Origin of the sequence: Microbacterium sp. NPDC058389, from assembly GCF_042722305.1 — a bacterium.
GTDB lineage: Bacteria > Actinomycetota > Actinomycetes > Actinomycetales > Microbacteriaceae > Microbacterium.
This window is the reverse complement of sequence record NZ_JBHXJQ010000016.1, coordinates 83,850-103,776: the sequence shown is the minus strand read 5'-3', so window position 1 is coordinate 103,776 and position 19,927 is coordinate 83,850. Positions and strand designations below refer to the sequence as shown.

The following is a 19,927-nucleotide window of genomic DNA, read 5'->3' as shown; positions in this document are numbered from 1 at the left end:
GTCTTCACACCGAGGTGTGCGACCTGACCGACGAAGGCGCCGTCACGGCCCTCGCCGAGCGCGTGCACGCCACCGAGGGCGCCGTCGACGGCGTGCTGCACCTCGTCGGCGGCTGGCGCGGCGGTGGCGGCCTCCCCGGCCAGACCGACGCCGACTACCGCTTCCTCGAGGGGTCGCTCACCGCCCTGCGCCACGTGAGCCGCGCCTTCGATGCCGACCTGCGCACCTCCGAGGCCGCGCGACTCGCGGTCGTGTCGTCGACCGCGGTCGCCCGTCCGCTCGCCGGCGGCGCGAACTACGCCGCCGTCAAGGCCGCGACCGAGGCGTGGACGCGCGCGGTCGCGCAGGGCTTCGCCAAAGACGCCCGGGATGCCGGACGACCGCTGTCGGCGGCATCCACCGTCTTCCGCGTCAAGTCCCTCGCCGGCCTGGAGGACGCGCTCGCCCGCGCCTACGTCGGCCTGTGGGATGCGGATGCCGCATCCGTCAACGACACCGTCATCGACCTGACGGCGCGCTAACTCCTCAGATCCCGGCGGCGACCTCGTCGCCACGGGACAGACCTCGGCCGAGAGCGCCTTCCTGAGGAGTTCGTGCCGGCCGGACCGAACTAGATTGGACCTTCGTGACCACGATCCACGACCCGAACCTGCGCGGCTTCGCCTCCGACAACTACTCCGGCATCCACCCCGAGGTGCTCGCGGCGATCGCCGCCGCCAACGACGGCCACCAGGTCGCCTACGGCGACGACGTGTACACCGAGCGCCTGCAGGAGGTGATGGCCCGCCACTTCGGCGAGGGCGTCGAAGCGTACCCGGTGTTCAACGGCACCGGCGCCAACGTCGTCGGCCTGCAGTCGATGCTCCCCCGCTGGGGCGCCGTGGTCGCGGCAGGCACCGCGCACATCAACGTCGACGAGGGCGGGGCGCCCGAGCGGGTCGCCGGCATCAAGCTGCTCACCGTGCCCACCGACGACGGCAAGCTCACCCCCGAGCTCATCGACCGCGAGGCATGGGGCTGGGGCGACGAGCACCGTGCCCAGCCGCTGGTCGTGTCGATCACGCAGTCGACCGAGCTCGGCACGCTGTACACGCCGGACGAGATCACCACGATCGCCGACCACGCGCACAGCCTCGGCATGCACGTCCACATGGACGGCTCGCGCATCTCGAACGCGGCCGCGTCGCTCGGCGTGCCGTTCCGCGCGTTCACGCGCGACGCCGGCGTCGACGTGCTGAGCTTCGGCGGCACCAAGAACGGCGCGATGCTCGGCGAGGCCGTCGTGGTGCTCAACCCCGAGGCGTCGACGGGCCTGAAGTTCCTGCGCAAGCTCGACATGCAGCTCGCCTCGAAGATGCGCTTCGTGTCGGCCCAGCTGCTCGCGCTCCTGGAGGGCGACCTGTGGCACCGCAACGCTTCGCACTCCAACGCCATGGCGCAGCGCCTGCGCTCGGGCATCGAGAAGGGGCTGGCCGACGGCTCGATCCAGGGCGTCGCGTTCACGCAGCCGACCCAGGCGAACGGCGTGTTCGCCACGCTGCCCGACGGCGTCGCCGACCGGCTGCGGACGTCGTTCCGCTTCTACGACTGGGATGCCGCGAAGAACGAGGTGCGCTGGATGTGCTCGTTCGACACGTCCGAGAACGATATCGACGCCTTCCTCGCCGCGATCGCCCGCGAGACCTCCGCGGGCTGACCCGGACCCCTGCACGATCGGTCGGTTGTGCAGGGTGAGGCGGCGCTTTCGTCGCCTCACACCCTGCACGACTTCCGACGAGAAACGCCTGGACCTTTCGCAAGGTCCAGGCGTTTCGTCTGCGGGCGCCGGAGCCCCCTTCGCTCAACGACCGGGTCAGTCCTCGTCGGCCTCGGAGGCGTCGGATGCCTCGGCCTCACCGCCGGTCTCGGCCTCAGCCTCGGGCTCGTCCGACGCGGCTGCGTCGGCGCCGACCGCGGCGGACTCGACGGCTTCGACGGTCTCGTCGGCGGCATCCACCGGGGACTCGACGTCTGCGGCTCCCTCGGCGGACTCGCTCGCCGAGGCGGCCGCCAGCACGCCCTCGGGACGGATGAGCTCCTTGACCTCGGCCATGAAGCTCATGAGCTGGTGCTGCTGCCAGCGCAGCTGGCGCGTGCGGTCCTCGGCGTCGCGCAGCACCGAGTCGGAATGCGTCGTCACGAGCGACATGATGCGCTCGGCCTTCACGTGCGCCTGCTCGAGGTGCTCGCGGGCGCGCAGCTGCGCGTCGGCCTCGATCTGCTGCGACTGGGCGCGCATGAGGCGCTCGAAGTCCTCCGCCTTCACCGACACGCGCTGCGCGTGGTCGAGCGATGCGGCGACCTGCTCGTTGGCGTCCTGGGTGATGCGCTCGGCGTGCGCGACGGCCTGGTTGTGCAGCACCAGGAACTCCTGGTGTGCGTCGTCCTGGCGACGGGTGAGGGATGCCTCGAACTCGAGCGCGCGCAGACGCAGCTCGCGCACCGCCTCCTCGGCCTCGGAGCGGTCGCGGGCCGTCTCGCGGGCGACGGTCGAACGCAGGATCGCGGCGCCCTTCTCGGCCTCGGAGCGGATGGCGGCCGCCTCGCGCTCGGCCTGCGACACCTTCTCGGCGGCGTGCGCGGTCTCGCGCTCGATCCGCGCCTCGTGGGCGGTCGACTCGGTGTCGATCTTCAGCCGCACCTGCTGCGCGTCGTGCTGCGCCTGCGACACGATCGCCTCGGCCTCGGCGACGGCCGACGCGCGGCGGCTGGCGTTCTCTTCGCGGGCGGCTTCGAGCAGACGGTCGCCCTGCACGCTCGCGTTGCGGATGAGCAGGCTCGCCTGGTCTTCCGCGACGCGCAGCACCTCTTCGAACTTCTGGCGGTTGGGCGATTCGGTGGTAGCACCGACGAGCTCGTCGGTGAGGGCCTGGATGCGCTGCTCCGCGTCGTTCAGGCGGGTGGTGACCACCTCGAGCTCTCCGGCCAGACGCTCGGCCTCGCCTCCTTCTTCGGCACGCGCCGCGGCGGCCTTGTCGGCCGCCTGCTGCAGCTCGTCGCGGTGGCGGGCGTCGACTTCGTCGAGCTCGGCCTCGAGACGCTCGATCTCCGCCTCGCGCGCGGCGATCTTCGCGTCGAGCTCGGCCTGACGCTCGGCGATCGCCGCGTCGACTTCGGCCTGCCGTCGCTCGGCGGCCGCCTGCAGCTCCGCCTCCAGCCGCTCGGCCTTGGCGCGGCTCTGCGCGACCGCCGCGCCTGCGCGACGCTGGTGCTGCTTCAGCTGCGCGACCTCGTCGGAGGCGGCGCGCACGCGCGCATCGAGGCCGGCGATCGCGGCATCCACCTCTTCTTTGTCGTAGCCGCGGAAGGTGGTGGTGAAGCCGGAGCCGAACGCCGTCGTCGCGGGTTCAGTGATGAGGCTGTCGAAGGGGGACGGGTCTTCGGAGCCGGAGCTCTGGACGCCTGCTGCGTTGTCGGACATCTTGTGTCTTCCGCTTCTTTGCTGATCGCTGTGAGGGGTTTTTCGCGGCGTCGGCGAGCGTTCGGCGGAAGCGACGCGGTCACCGCCCACTCGGCGCGCCGGCGACCTCGTCGCCGGCGCGCGAGCAGCGAAGACCGCCTCGCCCTCGACGACACCGGGGGGTTGTGTCGGCAGGGTGACTGCGCATCGGGTAGCTGAACCTTACCCCGCGCGGCTGTGTCCGCGAAACGGGCGCTCCGGTCAGTCGCCGGCGAGCCAGTCGCGGTACGCGTCGAACGTCGACGGACGCCCCAGGAACGCCTCGACGAGGTCGTTCGCATCGCGCTCTCCACCGCGTTCCAGCACCTCCGTGCGGTATCGCAGCGCCGCTTCGGGATCCATGAGCCCGGCGCCGAATCCGCTCAGCAGATCCCGCGCGATCACGAGGCTCCACTGGTAGGTGTAGTAGCACGCGCCGTAGCCGGTGAGGTGGCCGAACCCGGCGTACGGGTGCAGGCCGCGCAGCGGCTGCACGGGACTCGTCGACGCGTACAGTCGCTCGGTCTCGGCCTGCAGATCCGCCGGACGGTCCACGTGCAGGCGGTACGACACGTTCGCGTGCCCGAGCTGGCGTCGCACCTCGAGGCCGCGACCGAACGCGTCGGCCGTCCGCATGCGGGCCACGAGCTCGGCCGGGATCGGCTCGCCCTCGGCGTTCACCGCGAAGGAGGCCAGGACGCCGGCATCCCAGGCCCACTCCTCGAGCAGCTGGCTGGGGGCTTCGACGAAGTCCCACTCGGTGGCGACGCCGCTGAACCGGGCGAAGCGGTGACGACCGCCCAGGATGTCGTGCACCAGGTGACCGAACTCGTGGAAGAACGTGACGACCTCGTCGTGCTCCAGCAGGCCGCGCGAGAAGTTGCAGAGCAGCGCCGCCTCGGGAAGCACCCGGTCGGTGACCCCGGGGGCGATCGGGAAGCACGCCGCGTGGCTGAACTTGCCCTCGCGCGGGTGCAGGTCGAGGTGGATGCGGCCGAGGCGGTCGCCGCCGCGCACGACGTCGTAGGTGCGCACGTCGTCGTGCCACGCCGGTGCCTCGACGGGCACGTACTCGACGTCGAAGAGGCGCCCGGTCACGTCGAGCACGCCGGCGGCGACGCGCTCGAACGGCAGGTACGAGCGCACCAGCTGCGCGTCCACGTCGTACTGCTCGTGCTTGATGGCCCCGAGCACGTGCCAGAAATCGGCGATGGTGACCTCGCCGGCGTCGGGCACGTCGCGTCGCAGGCGCTCCAGCAGCACCGGGTACTCCGCCTCGGCGGCGGGGAGGGATGCCGCATCCAGCCGATCCAGGAACTCCGGGATCGCCGAGCCCGAGCCGATCATGCGCGTCTCGGTCTCGTAGTCGGCCCAGTCCGCGTAGCCGAGCAGGCGGGCGCGCTCGGCACGCACCTCGAGCAGCTCCGCGAGCACGGCGTCGTTCTCGGGCCACGCGAGGTCGTTGTAGGCGCCCACGAGCGCGAGCCGGGTGGACCGGTCGGTGGCGTACTCGCGCACGGGCATGAGGTCGGGGTAGTCGGTCGACAGCGTGACCATCCCGTCGTCGTCGACCGGATGAGCGTCGACGAAGTCCTGCGGCAGGCCCGTCAGGCCCGCCGCGGGCACCCGGATCTGCCGACGTCCGTCGCGGATGTTGCGCGAGAACGTCAGCGACAGCTCGGTGTCGCGGTCGGCGAGCTGCCGCACGCGCTCGCGCTCGGCATCCGCCAGCTCCACGCCACCGCGGCGGAAGTCGCGCAGCACATGATGGAGCAGCCGCGCCTGGTCGTCGTCGAGGCGCTGCCCTGCGGCATCCGCGAACCCGCGCCAGAGCTCCCGGTCGAGCAGGCGCGCCGACGACAGCGACTCGACCGCCTGCACCTGCTGCTCGGCGACATCGCGCACGCCGGCATCGGGGTGCGCCTCGCTCACGATGTACGCCTCGTTCATGGCCTCGCTCAGCGCGATGTCGGCGTCGTTCCACAGATCGAGGCGCTCGGCGGCGGTCAGATCGGCCTCGGAGCGCAGGCGCTGGTCGACCTCGTGGACGAGGGCGATCCTGGCGGCGGGGCGCTCGGTGGCGAAGGCCGTCCACCCGTCGGCGTCGGCGGGGAAGGGAAGGGGTTCGGGGGTCACCCTGCGAGCCTAGGGCGCCGCCCCGACGATGCGCGAGGGATCGGGGCGGATGCTCAGCGCAGGGCGCCCACGCTGGCGAGCGCGAGCCGGACGAGCGTGCCGCGGCCGCCCTCCATCTCGGCGGCGAGGGCATCGGACGACGCCTCCTCGGGGGTCAGCCACGTCACCTCGAGCGCGTCCTGGCGCGGCTCGCACGTGCCCGTCACCGGCACGACGAACGCGAGCGACACGGCGTGCTGACGGTCGTCGTGGTAGGCGCTCACACCGGGCAGCGGGAAGTACTCGGCCACCGTGAAGGGCGTGGGCTGCGGCGGCAGCAGCGGGAACGCCATCGGTCCGAGGTCGTTCTCGAGGTGCCGGAACAGCGCGTCGCGCACCGTCTCGCCGTAGCGAACGCGGCCCGACACGATCGTGCGGCTGATCTCGCCGAGCGGCGAAGCCCGCAGCAGTAGGCCCACGGAGGTCACCTGCCCCATGCCGTCGGTGCGCACCGGCACGCCCTCGACGTACAGCATCGGCAGGCGGCGACGAGCCTCTTCGAGCTCGATGTCGCTCAGCCAGGCAGGGTTGGAGATGTTGCCGGCGGGCGGGCCGAACGGCTCGTCGCCCGCAGGTTCGGGGTCGGGAGTGCGCACGGACATGCCTCCTGTATACCCCGCGGAGCGCTCCCGTGCCGACCCCACCGCCGTGTGCGCGCGGATGGGAGGATGTCGGCATGACGGAAGCGCTCGTGCTCGATGCCGACGCCGTCCTGTGGTCGGCCGATCGTGAGGCCCTCGCGGGGCGGCACCTTCTGCTCCTGCTCCACGGCTACGGCGCCGACGAGCACGACCTCTACCCGCTGCGCGCGTACCTGCCCGAGGAGTTCGCCGTCGCGAGCCTGGCGGCCCCGCTCGTGCCGCCGTGGCCGGCGCCGGGGCGCTCGTGGTACCCGATCGACGGGCTCGACGGCCGCGACCCCTCACACGTCACCCGTGCGGCCGAGGCCGTCATCGCGTGGGCCGACGCGCACGCGGCGGGTGCGGCATCCATCGGTCTCCTCGGGTTCTCGCAGGGCGGCGCGGTCTCGCTGCAGGCGATGCGGCTCGAGCCGTCGCGGTTCGCGTTCGCGGTCAACCTCTCGGGGTACGTCACGCCGGGCGGACTGCCCCGGGATGCCGAGCTCGCCGAGCTGCGTCCCCCGGTGTTCTGGGGGCGCGGGACGAACGACGACGTGATCCCCGGGTTCCTGGTGGAGCACACGACCCAGTGGCTGCCCGAGCGCGTCGACCTCAGCGGCCGCGTCTACCAGGGCCTCACGCACAGCGTGTCGGAGGCGGAGCTCGCCGACGTGCGCACGTTCCTGGACAAGCGTCTCGACGACCTCGCGAAGGACGCCGGGGACTAGTCGTCGGCTGGACGCTGGTCGTCCGCGCCCGTCGGGGCGGAGCGTCGCTTCGCGGCAGCCGCCCCGAACACCGCGGCGAACGCCGCGCCCAGCCCGACACCGAGCGCGATGCCCACGCCGATGTTGCCGAGCGCGACGCCCAGCGAGGTGCCGACGGCGACACCGACGCCGATGCCACCCGCCAGGCCGGTGGCGTACGCGCGTGCGGCGGGGTGAGGAGCATCCGGGGGCGTGGGAGCGGTCATGTCCTCAGCCTAGGAACGGGCGGCCGCGGCCGTATCCCCCGCAGGACGGAGATCACGGAGGGCCCGGGCGATCGCCCGGGCCCTCCGCCCGCGCCTACTTGGTGACCTTGACCGTCACCGGCGCCGACGCCGTCTCGCCGTTGGCGTTGGTGAACACCGCGACCAGCGTGTGCGTGCCGACCGGCACGCCGGTGAGTGCGACGGACGCCTTCTGCGCGCTCGGTGTGGCCGCCGCGAGCGATCCGCTGCCGACGACCGCGCCGTCGAGCTCGAACCGGTAGGCGGTGGCGTTGGTGCCCCACCACAGGTTCGCGGTCGCCGTGAACGTGCCGTCGCCGTCGTGGTTGTCGTGGCTGACCACCGGCTTGCCCGGGGCCGCGGCCGTGACGATGACGCTGGTCGACGAGGTCTGCGTCACGCCCTTCGCGTTGATCAGCTCGGCCGTGTAGACGTACGTGCCGTTCGGCTTGCCGGTGAACGACAGCCCCGTCGTCTGCGACGTGCCCGTCGCGGTGAGCACCTTGGTCGCGACCAGCGTCCCGTTCTCGTAGAGACGGAAGATGCTGCCCGGGATGCCCCACCACAGGTTCATCACGACGTCGTAGTTCCCGTCGTGCAGGCCGTACTCCCAGCCGCTCGTGTTCGACAGGGTGCCCGCGCCCGGCTTCGCCTTGGCGGAGTCGGCCGGCACGACGAGGATCGTCGACGACGCCTCAGTCACCAGGCCCGCGTGGCTGGTCGCCTTCACGGCCACCACGACGTCGCCGGCGAGGCCGGAGAGGTCGACCGCCGCGTCGGGCTCCACCGACGTGCCGGCGACCGTGACCTCGAGCGAGCGGATGCCGCTCTCGGGGTCGTCGGCCGTGATGGCGAGCTGCAGCGGCTTGTCGGCCACCACGGTGCCCTGCGGCAGGCCCGAGACGACCGGAGCCGTCTCGTCGCCCGCCGGCGCCGCCGTGTATGCGATGCTCGCCTGCGGCACCTCGCCCATGCCGGCGCCCAGGTAGTAGCTGGTGTGCGGCGGCTGGTTGTAGGCGCTGTTCTGCGATGCGATCGACTGGCGGTACTGCGAGTCGTGCATCAGCGTCGGGATGCGCTCCTCGGTCACGTCGGTCGTCGTGAAGACACGCAGGGCGTCACCCGCGTCGGTGCGCACGATCAGCTCCTCGCGCCAGTCGCCCAGGATGTCGGCCTGCAGCGACGGGTTGCCCTTCGTCGTGTTGTTGGTCAGCGTGCCGTCGAGACGCGCGAGCAGCTCCTCCTGCTTGGTGGCGGGGTTCCACTTCGAGATCGTCGGCACACCCGTCGCCGTCGCATCGGTGTAGTCGTGGTCGAAGATCTCCTGCGACAGATCGCCGTCCCAGTTGATGACGAAGTTCGCCGCCGGGATGTCGGCCGACAGCAGGTCGCCGTGCTCGGACTTGAGCGAACCCGTCGGCGAGTTCCACACGTTGCTGCCGATGTTCCACGCCTCGGCACCCGGGCTCGTGGGATCGATGTCGCCGGCCGCGCCGCGGCCGGTGTCGGTCGTGGCCGCCGTCTTCCAGATGACCTCGCCGGTCTCGGCATCCCGCATCGTCGCACCGATGCCGCCGTTGCCCGAGACGTCCTCGTGCACCGCGAAGACCTCCAGCCCCGGGCGATCGGTGACGAAGTCGCCGACGTGCAGCGCATCGCCGTGACCGAGACGCGTGTTGTAGAGAACCGTGCCGTCGTCGTCGATGGTCATCGACCCGAACACGATCTCGTCGAGGCCGTCGCGGTCGACATCGGCCGTCACGAGCTGGTGGTTGCCCTGGCCCTCGTACTGCTTGCCGGCTACGTCGGAGTCGAACTTCCACCGTTCGACGAGTTCGCCGTCCTTCAGGTCCCATGTCGTGATGACGGTGCGGGTGTAGTAGCCGCGGCTGAACACGAGGCTCGGGTGCTCGCCGTCGAAGTAGCCCACACCGGCGAGGAACCGGTCGACGCGGTTGCCGTAGGCGTCGCCCCACGCGCTGACGCTGCCGCGCGGCGGGTCGTACGACACGGTGTCGATGACGCCGCCGGTGCGGCCGTCGAACACGCTGAGGTACTCGGGTCCGCTGAGGATGTAGCCGGACGAGTTGCGGTAGTCCGCGTTCGCGTCGCCGATGACCTTGCCGGTGCCGTCGGTCGTGCCGTCGGCCGTCTTGAACGACACCTCGGCGCGTCCGTCGCCGTCGAGGTCGAACACGATGAACTGCGTGTAGTGCGCGCCGGCACGGATGTTCACCCCGAGGTCCATGCGCCACAGGCGCGTGCCGTCGAGCTCGACCGCGTCCATGTACACGCGGCCCGTGTAGCCGGACTGCGAGTTGTCCTTGGAGATCGAGGGCGCCCACAGGAAGACGACCTCGTACTGCCCGTCGCCGTCGAGGTCGCCGACGCTCGCGTCGCCGGGGGCGTACGCGACGGTCTGCCCGTCCGGCAGCGTGACCGGCGCCGGCTTGTCGAGCGGGATGTCGAAGAACTGGTCGGCCCGAACGCCGAACTCGTCGGTGACGGTGACCTCGCGGTCGCCGACGAGGGCGGTCACGAAGTACGTCGAGGCGGCCGTGCCGTCGGCGTCGACGAAGTTGGTCGAGCCGGTGATGGGCTGGTCGGTGATGCGCACGCCGTCGCGGTACACCTGGAACCCGAGGTCGCGGTCGTCCAGGCCGAGCAGGCGCCAGCCGAGGTAGACCCCCTGGTCGACCTTCACGGCCACCGGTGCACGGTCGAGGTATTCGACCTGGCGGACGAGCGTGGTCGCGACGGCCGTGCTGTACACGGCGGACTCGGCCGACGCCCCACCGGCGTTGAGCGCGACGAGCTTGTACAGGTACGGGCGGGTGGTGAGCACGTCGCCGTCGGTGTAGGTCGGCCGGTCGACGGTCGCGACGAGCTGGAACGGCAGGTCGGCACGCGTCGAGCGGTACACCTTCCACAGCTCGGCGTCGCCCGGGTCGGTCCACGCGAGGGTGAGCGAGTTCCGCTCGATCGCGGCCGTCGCCACGCCGCTCGGCGTCGCGGGCTCGGCGACGGACTCGTCGACGACTGCGGCGGCGACCCGGCCGGATTGCCGCGACGTGCGGGCGTCCTTGACCGTCGCGACGGCGTACTCGTACGACTCGCCGAGCGCGACGCCCGTGTCGGTGAAGGCGGTGTCGCCGGTCGTGCGTCCGATCTCGGCGAGGTCGCCGCCCGGCGTCGCGCGAGACACGACGTAGCCGGTCGCGTCATCGACGGCGTTCCAGGCGAGCGAGACCGAGAGGTCGCCGGTCGCATGGACGCCGGTCACCGCAAGTCCCGCCGGCGCGGCGAGCTGGGACTGGACCCGGATGCCGTTGATGCGCCCGTCGCCCCCGGTCACCCGGATGTTCAGCTGGCCGTCGGCGACCGTGACCGCCGGGAAGTAGTGCTCGTCGATCACGCCGGTCGTGGTCCGCGGACCCGCGTACGCGGTGCCCTCGACGTCCCACACCGTGTTGTTGCTCGCGATGAGGTCGCCCGCCCACGTGGTCACCTCATAGGTGCCGTCGGGCACGTCGACGGCGAATGCCTGCGTGTTGCCGATGGTGAAGTCGCGGGCGACGACGTTGTCGCCGCCGCGATCGCGGAACCCGTTCGACGCGGGCGCCGTCGTGAAGCCGTAGCCGGTCGCGGCGGAGTACGCGCTGCCAGGGTTGATGCCGATCCAGCCGCTCACGACGGGCGTGGACGGCCCGCCGAAGTCGAACGACAGATCGACCGGCGACGAGGTGGCGGCCGCCGCCGGTGCGGCAGCGGCGAGGAGGCCGACGACGAGCGCGCCGCCGGTGAGGGCGGCGACGCGGCGACGCCAGGGGGAATGGGTGATCGGGAACGCACGGGATCTCCTTCGATCTGTTCGACGACGACGTCGGTGGGGCTCGACGATCCGGGGTCGAGAGGTGGGAAAACGCTTCCCGACTTGAATCGATACAATCCTGCTCGTGAGGACGGTCCGCCGTCAAGGGCGCGAGGAGATGTGACACGGCCGCGAAGACTCACTGGCGGCATCCAGCACCGTCCGCTATGGTGGCGGAGGCCTTGTTCCCTCGGTGAGGAAATCCATTGAAGTACTTCGACGCGACCGCGCTGTAATCGCGCTGATCCGTCGTTGCTCGACGCACCAGCGCTTGAAGATTTCGCGCTGGCCCGTCGATCGGCCGCTTCACCTCCCGCTCCGGCATGCCCGGTGACGAACGAGGATTCCGCGGTCCCCGGTGTCAGCGCACGACTGACACAGGAGGCTTCATGCCCGCCAACACCCTCACTCCCGCGGTCGTCCTCGACCGCGTCTCCTTCACCTGGGCGGACGGCACCGCCGCGCTCTCGGATGTCTCGGGCTCGTTCGGCACCGGCCGCACCGGCCTCGTCGGACGCAACGGCTCCGGAAAGTCCACGCTGCTGCGCCTCATCGCCGGCGACCTCACGTCGTCTGCAGGGCACATCACACGGACCGCGGATGCCGCCTACCTGCCCCAGCGACTGACCCTCGACGTCGACCGGCCCGTGGCCGATCTGCTCGGGGTGGGTGAGACGCTGCGCTCCCTCCGGGCCATCGAGTCCGGCGACGTCGACCCGCGCCACTTCGACGCGGTCGGCTCGGACTGGGACGTCGAGGCGCGCGCCCACGTGGCGCTCGCCGAGGCGGGCCTGTCCCCCGACATGCTCGACCGCCGCGTCGGTCAGCTGTCGGGCGGCGAGGCCGTGCTGACCGCGATCGCCGGCATCCGCCTGCGAGGCGCACCCATCGCTCTGCTGGACGAGCCGACGAACAACCTCGACCGCGAGGCGCGGGCGCGCCTGCACGACATGGTCCGTTCCTGGCGCGGGGCGCTGGTCGTCGTGAGCCACGACACCGCGCTGCTGGAGCTCATGGACGACACCGCCGAGCTGTACGCGAACGAGCTGTCGGTCTTCGGCGGCCCGTACTCGGAATGGCGTGCCTGGCTGGATGCCGAGCAGGATGCCGCCCGTGACGCCGAGCGCGCCGCGAAGCAGTCCCTCAAGCGCGAGAAGCGCCAGCGCATCGAGGCCGAGACGACGATCTCGCGCCGTAAGGCCATGGGCGACAAGGCGTTCGTGGAGAAGCGCGTGCCGAAGATCGTGGCCAACGGCCGGCGGATGGCCGCCGAGGTCTCGGCGGGCAAGCTGCGCGGCGAGAAGGCCGACCGCGAGGCATCCGCCCGCGAAGCGCTCGACGCTGCCGGGCGTCGGGTCCGCGACGACGCGTCGATGAAGATCGACCTGCCCGACCCCGGTGTGCCCGCGGGCCGCCGCATCGCCACCCTCGGCGACGGCGAGCGCTCGTGGGTGGTCCAGGGCCCCGAGCGGGTCGCGCTGATCGGCCCGAACGGCGCGGGCAAGACGACGCTGCTGGAACGTCTGCTCGACGCTGCGGTGAAGGATTCAGGAGACACGCCGGGTGGCACGCCCGAGCGCCGCGGCGATGGCCCGGATCTCCTGAATTCGGCACGGGGCGCCCTGCACACCGACCGCGTCGGCTACCTGCCGCAGCGGGTCGACGGGCTCATCGACGAGGAGTCCGTCCTCGACAACGTGGCGCCGGCGGCGCCGCAGGTCGGGATGGTCGAGCTGCGCAACCGGCTGGCCCGGTTCCTCATCCGAGGTGCCGCGGTCGAACGGCCGGTGGCGACACTGTCGGGCGGCGAGCGGTTCCGCGTGGCGCTGGCGCGGCTCATGCTCGCCGATCCGCCTCCCCAGCTGCTCGTGTTCGACGAGCCGACGAACAACCTCGACCTCGACACGGTCGACCAGCTCGTCGACGCCATCGCCGCCTACCGCGGCGCGGTGCTCGTCGTCAGCCACGACGACGCGTTCCTCGAGCGCATCGGCGTCACCCTGACGCTGGAGCTCGACCGCGAAGGCCACCTCACCGAGCGGTGACACGGGTCGCGGCATCCATTCGCTGAACGGATGGATGCCGCGGCCTGCGCCCCGGAGGATCTGGGGGTTCTCCCCCATGTGCGGACGGCCCCGGGCGGCCAGGATGGAAGACATGAACGCACTCATGAGACCCCGCCAGGGACGACTGATCGCCGGCGTCTGCGCCGCCGTCGCGAACCGCTTCGGCTGGAATGTGACCCTGGTGCGCATCCTCACCGCGATCGCCGTGATCTTCTTCGGCCTGTCGCTGTGGGCCTACATCATCCTCTGGATCCTCATCCCGAACGAGGGCTGAGCGGAGCGGGTCACGGGCTGACGAAGACGTCCGCGAAGATCGCGGCGAGCTCCTGAGGATCGCGTCCGCGTCGTTCGCCGCCTCATCCCCGGCTCACAACGATTCGGACACGTCAGGGCTTCTTGTTGTGACCCGGGGCGTTCCCGCTGTTGCCGGGCGCCGTCGGCGTCGGTGTGGGTTCGGGTTCGGGGTCGGGAGTGGGGGCGGGCACCTGGGTCTCCGGCGGCGCCGGCTCGGCGTCGGCGCCGGGTGCGGCATCCGCTTCGTCCACCGGCTCGACCGCCGGATCGGTCGTCGGCGTCGGCGCGGGCGTGGAGCGCGTGGGCGTGGGCGTGGGCGTCGCGACACGCTCCTCAGAGACGGGCGCCGGGTCGTCGGGCAGCATCTCGGGGCGCTGCGACACGGCGAAGATCGTCGTCACGACGACGATCAGCGACAGCGCGAGTGCGCCGCACAGCGCGCCCAGGCCGAACGTCTGGACGCGGCGCGAGCGCGACAGCTCGCGCACGGTGTGCACGGCGGCGGCACGGCGGGTGGGCGGCGCGACCGGCTCCGACCCGCTCGAAGGCGTCGGCTCCATCACGCTCCTCGGCGGTGAACGCGTGCGGGGGACACGCACGGGGAGTTTACGCGACGAGCCTCCGCGACGCCCTGGCCGGATGTCGGCGCAGGCGACGAAGATGGAGGGATGGGCGACGTCCTCGAGCGATTCGGTCCTGCCACGCAGGACTGGTTCCGCGGCGCCTTCCACGCCCCCACGGAGGCGCAGAAGGGTGCCTGGCAGGCGATCTCGGCGGGCAAGCACGCCCTCGTCGTCGCACCGACCGGGTCGGGCAAGACGCTGTCGGCCTTCCTCTGGGCCATCGACAGGGTGTTCCACGACAAGGCGGCGACGACGGCATCCACCGATCCCTCGCGCAAGAAGAAGCGGGATGCCGCACCGCCGGCCACCCGGATCCTCTACATCTCTCCGCTCAAGGCGCTCGGCGTCGACGTCGAGCGCAACCTGCGGTCGCCGCTGGTGGGGATCGGCCAGTCCGCGCGACGCCTCGGCCTCACCGTCCCCGACGTCACGGTCGGCGTGCGCTCGGGCGACACCCCGGCGGGCGACCGCCGCAAGCTCGTGCAGGCGCCGCCCGACATCCTGATCACGACGCCCGAGTCGCTGTACCTCATGCTCACCAGCCGCGCCGGCGAGACGCTGCGCGACGTGCACACGGTGATCGTCGACGAGGTGCACGCCGTCGCGGCGACCAAGCGCGGCGCGCACCTGGCGGTGAGCCTGGAGAGACTCGACGCGCTGCGGCGGTCGTTCACGCCCGAGGCGCCGCCGGCGCAGCGCATCGGGCTGTCGGCCACGGTGCGGCCGATCGACGAGGTGGCGCGGTTCCTGGGTGGTGCCGAGCCGGTCGAGATCGTCGCTCCGCGCGCGACCAAGGCGTTCGACATGAAGGTCGTCGTGCCGATCGGCGACATGCTCAACCCGCCGCCTCCGCCGAGCGCGTACACGTCGGACGACGGGGATGCCGCCTCGGCGGCCGACGACGAGCCGATCGACGAGGACTGGTTCGCCGACGGATCGTCGGGCCGCCGCGCCTCCGGCGCGGGCGAGACCGAGATGACCGGCTCGGTGTGGCCGCACGTCGAAGAGGCGATCGTCGACCGCATCCTGCAGCACCGGTCGACCATCGTGTTCTGCAACTCGCGGCGCCTCGCCGAGCGGCTGACGGGGCGGCTCAACGAGATCTACTCCGAGCGCCTCGGGCTCGTCCTTCGGCAGGCTCAGGAACCGATCCGGCCCCCGGCCGCGATGATGGCGCAGGCCGGTGCGACGGCGGGTGCGGACCCCGTGCTGGCCAAGGCGCACCACGGCTCAGTGTCGAAAGAGCAGCGCGCGCAGGTCGAGGAGGAGCTGAAGTCGGGCGTCCTGCGCTGCGTCGTCGCGACCTCGAGCCTCGAGCTCGGCATCGACATGGGCGCCGTCGATCTGGTGATCCAGGTCGAGGCTCCGCCGAGCGCGGCGTCGGGCCTGCAGCGCATCGGGCGCGCCGGCCACCAGGTCGGCGAGGTGAGCCGGGCGGCGCTGTTCCCCAAGCACCGCAGCGACGTGCTGCACACCGCGATCGTGACCGAGCGCATGCTGGCCGGGCAGATCGAGGCCATCGCGATCCCCCAGAACCCGCTCGACATCCTGGCCCAGCACACGGTGGCCGCCGCCGCGGTCGGTCCGGTCGATGTCGAGGGCTGGTACGAGACGCTCAAACGGAGTGCGCCGTTCCGCTCGCTCCCCCGCTCGGCATATGAGGCGACGCTCGACCTCATCGCCGGCAAGTTCCCGTCCGACGAGTTCGCCGAGCTGCGGCCGCGCGTCGTGTGGGACCGCGACCTCGGCGTGCTCACCGGGCGTCCGGGCGCGCAGCACATCGCGGTGACCAGCGGCGGCACGATCCCTGACCGCGGCCTGTTCGGGGTGTTCGTGGCGGGCGAGTCGCAGAACGCGCGCGTGGGCGAGCTCGACGAGGAGATGGTCTACGAGTCGCGCGTCAACGACGTGTTCACCCTCGGCACGACGAGCTGGCGCATCGTCGAGATCACCCACGATCGCGTCAACGTGCTGCCCGCGTTCGGCCAGCCGGGCAAGGTGCCGTTCTGGCACGGCGACGGCATCGGCCGCCCCGCCGAGCTGGGCGAGGCGCTCGGCAAGTTCTCGCGCGAGGTCTCGACCGCCAAGCCCGACAAGGCCGAGGCCCGGCTGCGCGAGGCGGGGCTCGACGAGTTCGCGCAGGACAACCTGCTCGCCTACCTCGCAGAGCAGCGCGAGGCCACCGGAACACTGCCCACCGATCGCCAGCTGACCGTCGAGCGCGGGCGCGACGAGGTCGGCGACTGGCGCGTCATCCTGCACTCCCCCTACGGCATGCAGGTGCATGCGCCGTGGGCGCTGGCCGTCAACGCGCGCATCCGCGAGCGGCTCGGTGTCGAGGGGTCGGCGGTCGCGAGCGACGACGGCATCATCGCGCGCATCCCGGATGCCACGGCAGAGCCTCCGGGGGCGGACCTGTTCGTCTTCGACCCAGACGAGCTCGACCAGATCGTCACGGAAGAGGTCGGCGGATCGGCGCTGTTCGCGTCGAGGTTCCGCGAGTGCGCCGCGCGCGCCCTCCTCATGCCCCGTCGCAACCCCGGCAAGCGGACGCCGCTGTGGCAGCAGCGCCAGCGGTCGGCGCAGCTGCTCGAAGTCGCGCGACGCTACCCGACGTTCCCGATCATCCTCGAGACGCTGCGCGAGGTGCTGCAGGACGTCTACGACGTGCCGTCGCTGCTGCGCCTCATGCGCGGCATCGGCGAGCGACGGATCCGCCTCATCGAGACCGAGCCGGCGCAGCCCTCGCCGTTCGCCCGCGACCTGCTGTTCGGCTACGTCGGCGCGTTCATGTACGAGGGCGATTCGCCGCTGGCCGAGCGCCGGGCCGCCGCGCTGTCGGTCGACCCCGCGCTGCTGTCGGAGCTGCTCGGCAAGGTCGAGATGCGCGAGCTGCTCGACCCCGACGTCATCGCCCAGTTCGAGCGCGAGGTGCAGCGCCTCGACCCGGAGCGTCGCGCCGGCGGCGTCGAGGGCGTGGCCGACCTGCTGCGGCAGCTCGGCCCGCTGGACGCCGCCGAGGTCGCTGCCCGCCTGGAGCCCGCCGCCGGTGCCGACGCCGATGCCGATGCCGATGCCGATGCCGACGCCGCGACCGCGGACGCGGCCGGCATTCATCTCGAGGCGCTCATCGCGTCGCGCCGGGCGATCCCGGTGACGATCGCCGGGGTGTCCCGCGTCGCCGCGATCGAGGACGCCGGGCGCCTGCGCGATGCGCTCGGGGTGGCGCTGCCGGTCGGCATCCCGACCGCCTTCCTCGAACCTGTGGCCGACCCGCTCGGCGACGTGATCGCGCGCTACGCCCGCACGCACGGACCCTTCCCGGCGGATGCCGCGGCCGACCGCTTCGGCGTCGGCATCGCCGTGGCGCGCCTGACCCTGCAGCGGCTGGAGGCGCAGGGGCGCGTCGCCTCGGGGTACTTCCTGCCCGAAACCTCGACGACGGCAGCCGCCGACGAGGCGGAGTGGTGCGACAGCGAGGTGCTGCGGCGTCTGAGGATGCGGTCGCTCGCGGCGATCCGCGGCAGCGTCGAGCCGGTGCCGCAGCACGCGTACGGACGGTTCCTGCCGGTGTGGCAGCACGTGACGCGCCCGCTGGAGGGCATCGACGGCGTGGCCGCAGTGGTCGAGCAGCTCGCCGGCGTGCCGATCCCCGCGAGCGCGTGGGAGTCGCTCATCCTCCCTGCCCGGGTGTCGGACTACACGCCGGCGATGCTCGACGAGCTGACCTCGACGGGCGAGGTGGTGTGGTCGGGGCACGGCGGGCTGCCGGGGCGCGACGGCTGGATCGCGCTGCACCCGTCCGACGCGCTGCCCCTGACGCTCGCCGTGCCCGACGACGCCGAGGCGATCGCACCGGGCTCGCTCGACGCACAGCTGCTCGCGGCGCTCGACGGCGGCGGCGCGTACTTCGCCGCACAGCTGCGACAGGCCACCGGCGCCGAGAACGAGCAGTCCGTGAACGAGGCGCTGTGGCGACTGGCGTGGGCGGGACTCGTCACGAACGACACGTTCGCGCCGGTGCGATCCTTGGTGTCGGGTGGGTCTCAGGCACACCGTGTCAGCAGGCGGACGCCGCGTGCCCGGCTGTACCGCGGCACGCCGGGCAGCATGAGCGTGGCGATGCGGTCGGTGTCGGCATCCCTTCCGGCGCGGTCGCCGTCGGCGGGCGGGCGGTGGTCGCTGCTGCCGGCGCCCGAGGCCGACCCGGCGCTGCGGGCCACGGCGACCGCGAGCCTGCTGCTCGACCGCTACGGCGTGGTCACGCGCGGCGCGGTGCAGTCTGAGGGCGTGCCGGGAGGATTCGCCCAGACGTATCGCGTGCTCGCCGGGTTCGAAGAGGCCGGGCACTGCCGCCGCGGCTACGTGATCGAGAAGCTCGGCGCGGCCCAGTTCGCCGCGTCGGCGACCGTCGACCGGCTGCGCGAGTTCGCGGGGCTCAGCGACCCGCCGCCGCTGCGGGCGGTGACTCTCGCGGCGACGGACCCCGCCAACCCGTACGGCGCGGCGCTGGCGTGGCCCGCGCTCGAGGGCGTCGGCCATCGTCCCGGGCGCAAAGCGGGCGCACTGGTGGTGCTCGTCGACGGCGCCCTCGCCCTGTACCTGGAGCGCGGCGGCAAGTCCGCGCTCGCCTTCACGGGCGACGAGGCCGTGCTCGCCGCGGCGACGCGCGACCTGGCCGGCACCGCGCAGGCACGCCGCCTCGACACGCTCACGATCGAGCAGGTCAACGGTGCGTTCGTCCACGGCACGGGGATCGGGCGCACGCTGCGAGAGGCCGGTTTCGTCGAGTCTCCCCGGGGCCTCACCCTGCGCCGCGTGACCGCCGGCGATGCCGTGCGGGGTGCGCGTGCCTGAGGGCGACACCGTCTACCAGGCCGCGCGACGGCTCGATCAGGCGCTCGCGGGCGCCACCGTGACACGGTTCGAGCTGCGCGTGCCGCAGGCGGCGACGGCCGACCTGCGGGGCGAGGTCGTGCACGGCGTGGCGAGCCGCGGCAAGCACCTGCTGCACCGCATCGGAACGTGGACGCTGCATTCGCACCTCAAGATGGAGGGCGAATGGCACGTGTACCGGCGCGGTGAGCGGTGGCGGGCACCCGGATTCCGGGCGCGGGCGGTGATCGGCGCGACGGCGCCCGACGGCACCGAGTGGGAGACGGTCGGCTTCGACCTCGCCGACATCAAGGTCGTGCCGACGGCCGACGAGGACGACCTCGTCGGCTACCTCGGCCCCGACCCGCTGGCCGACGACTGGGACCCCGCCGAGGCGGCCCGTCGCCTCCACGCCGACACCCGCGCGGTCCACGTCGCGATCCAGGACCAGCGCAGCATCGCCGGCTTCGGGAACGAGTACGCGAACGAGATCCTGTTCGTGCGCGGCATCCTCCCCACGACTCCGGCCGACGAGGTGGATGCCGCGGCCGTCGTCGACCTCGGCGCCCGCATGATCCGCGCCAACCGCGACCGCGTCGACCGGACCTTCACGGGCGACACGCGCCGCGGCCTCACCACATGGGTCTACGGGAGGGAAGGACGCCCGTGCCGGCGCTGCGGCACGCTCGTCCGACGCACCGCGCTGGGCGCGGACCCGACGCGCGAGCGCATCGTGTTCTGGTGCCCCAACTGTCAACAGTGACCGGCTCAGGTCACGATGGTGCAACGGACGATCTGTCGTCCGGATCCCCCGCCGACGGCATCCACGACACGACTTCTCGTTGAAACATCGCGGATTCCGCGGGTTCACGCACGCCCGGACGATCTGTCGCGCCGGTACCGCCCGGTGGCTCGGATCGTCCTGTTTCGCGCG

13 protein-coding genes are annotated in these 19,927 nt (G+C 72.1%); 7 read left to right on the top strand and 6 right to left on the bottom strand.

The features are described from left to right. Both ACFWJ8_RS17740 and ACFWJ8_RS17735 read left to right on the top strand, forming a co-directional pair. The coding region (locus ACFWJ8_RS17740) for an SDR family oxidoreductase (protein ID WP_378814027.1) at window positions 1-521 on the top strand (521 nt) is incomplete at its 5' end. Window positions 522-625: 104 nt separating this feature from the next. Then, complete coding sequence (locus tag ACFWJ8_RS17735; RefSeq protein WP_378814025.1) at window positions 626-1,696, top strand: threonine aldolase family protein; 1,071 nt, start codon at window positions 626-628, stop codon at window positions 1,694-1,696. 156 nt (window positions 1,697-1,852) lie between these two features. Here ACFWJ8_RS17735 and ACFWJ8_RS17730 read toward each other — a convergent pair whose 3' ends face one another. The 3 genes from ACFWJ8_RS17730 to ACFWJ8_RS17720 form a co-directional block, all read right to left on the bottom strand. Beyond that, on the bottom strand, window positions 1,853-3,460 hold the full coding sequence (locus ACFWJ8_RS17730) for a hypothetical protein (protein WP_378814023.1): 1,608 nt from the start codon (window positions 3,458-3,460) through the stop codon (window positions 1,853-1,855). A gap of 240 nt (window positions 3,461-3,700) precedes the next feature. Next, window positions 3,701-5,614: a M3 family metallopeptidase gene (locus ACFWJ8_RS17725; protein ID WP_378814021.1), complete on the bottom strand. Its 1,914-nt coding sequence runs from the start codon at window positions 5,612-5,614 to the stop codon at window positions 3,701-3,703. 53 nt (window positions 5,615-5,667) lie between these two features. After that, window positions 5,668-6,255, bottom strand: coding sequence for an NUDIX hydrolase family protein (locus ACFWJ8_RS17720; protein WP_018171381.1), 588 nt, complete (start codon window positions 6,253-6,255; stop codon window positions 5,668-5,670). A 74-nt stretch (window positions 6,256-6,329) separates the two neighbouring features. On the opposite strand from ACFWJ8_RS17720, the gene ACFWJ8_RS17715 reads away from it, so the two are divergent. Next, a complete protein-coding gene (locus tag ACFWJ8_RS17715; RefSeq protein ID WP_378814019.1) occupies window positions 6,330-7,001 on the top strand; it encodes an alpha/beta hydrolase in 672 nt (223 codons plus the stop codon). On the opposite strand, the gene ACFWJ8_RS17710 is transcribed toward ACFWJ8_RS17715, so the two are convergent. Together ACFWJ8_RS17710 and ACFWJ8_RS17705 are read right to left on the bottom strand one after the other, a co-directional pair. After that, a complete protein-coding gene (locus ACFWJ8_RS17710) occupies window positions 6,998-7,246 on the bottom strand; it encodes a hypothetical protein (protein ID WP_378814017.1) in 249 nt (82 codons plus the stop codon). The genes ACFWJ8_RS17715 and ACFWJ8_RS17710 overlap by 4 nt on opposite strands. A 94-nt stretch (window positions 7,247-7,340) precedes the next feature. Next, window positions 7,341-10,991 carry a hypothetical protein gene (locus tag ACFWJ8_RS17705; RefSeq protein WP_378814029.1) on the bottom strand — a complete coding sequence of 1,217 codons (3,651 nt, stop codon included), beginning with the start codon at window positions 10,989-10,991 and terminating at the stop codon, window positions 7,341-7,343. A gap of 533 nt (window positions 10,992-11,524) precedes the next feature. Between ACFWJ8_RS17705 and ACFWJ8_RS17700 the strand changes: the two genes are divergently transcribed. Both ACFWJ8_RS17700 and ACFWJ8_RS17695 read left to right on the top strand, forming a co-directional pair. Beyond that, complete coding sequence (locus ACFWJ8_RS17700) at window positions 11,525-13,180, top strand: ABC-F family ATP-binding cassette domain-containing protein (protein WP_378814015.1); 1,656 nt, start codon at window positions 11,525-11,527, stop codon at window positions 13,178-13,180. A gap of 112 nt (window positions 13,181-13,292) precedes the next feature. Next, the gene (locus tag ACFWJ8_RS17695; protein WP_018171378.1) at window positions 13,293-13,475 is read left to right on the top strand and encodes a PspC domain-containing protein; all 183 of its coding nucleotides are present in this window, start codon (window positions 13,293-13,295) and stop codon (window positions 13,473-13,475) included. Between the two features lie 112 nt (window positions 13,476-13,587). On the opposite strand, the gene ACFWJ8_RS17690 is transcribed toward ACFWJ8_RS17695, so the two are convergent. Continuing rightward, complete coding sequence (locus ACFWJ8_RS17690; protein WP_378814013.1) at window positions 13,588-14,055, bottom strand: hypothetical protein; 468 nt, start codon at window positions 14,053-14,055, stop codon at window positions 13,588-13,590. Window positions 14,056-14,163: 108 nt separating this feature from the next. Here ACFWJ8_RS17690 and ACFWJ8_RS17685 point away from each other — a divergent pair, with 108 nt between their 5' ends. Together ACFWJ8_RS17685 and ACFWJ8_RS17680 are read left to right on the top strand one after the other, a co-directional pair. After that, window positions 14,164-18,975, top strand: coding sequence for an ATP-dependent helicase (locus ACFWJ8_RS17685; RefSeq protein ID WP_378814011.1), 4,812 nt, complete (start codon window positions 14,164-14,166; stop codon window positions 18,973-18,975). Beyond that, the gene (locus tag ACFWJ8_RS17680) at window positions 18,968-19,756 is read left to right on the top strand and encodes a DNA-formamidopyrimidine glycosylase family protein (protein ID WP_378814009.1); all 789 of its coding nucleotides are present in this window, start codon (window positions 18,968-18,970) and stop codon (window positions 19,754-19,756) included. Before ACFWJ8_RS17685 ends, ACFWJ8_RS17680 begins: the two co-directional genes overlap by 8 nt. The last annotated feature ends 171 nt before the right edge of the window (window positions 19,757-19,927 follow it).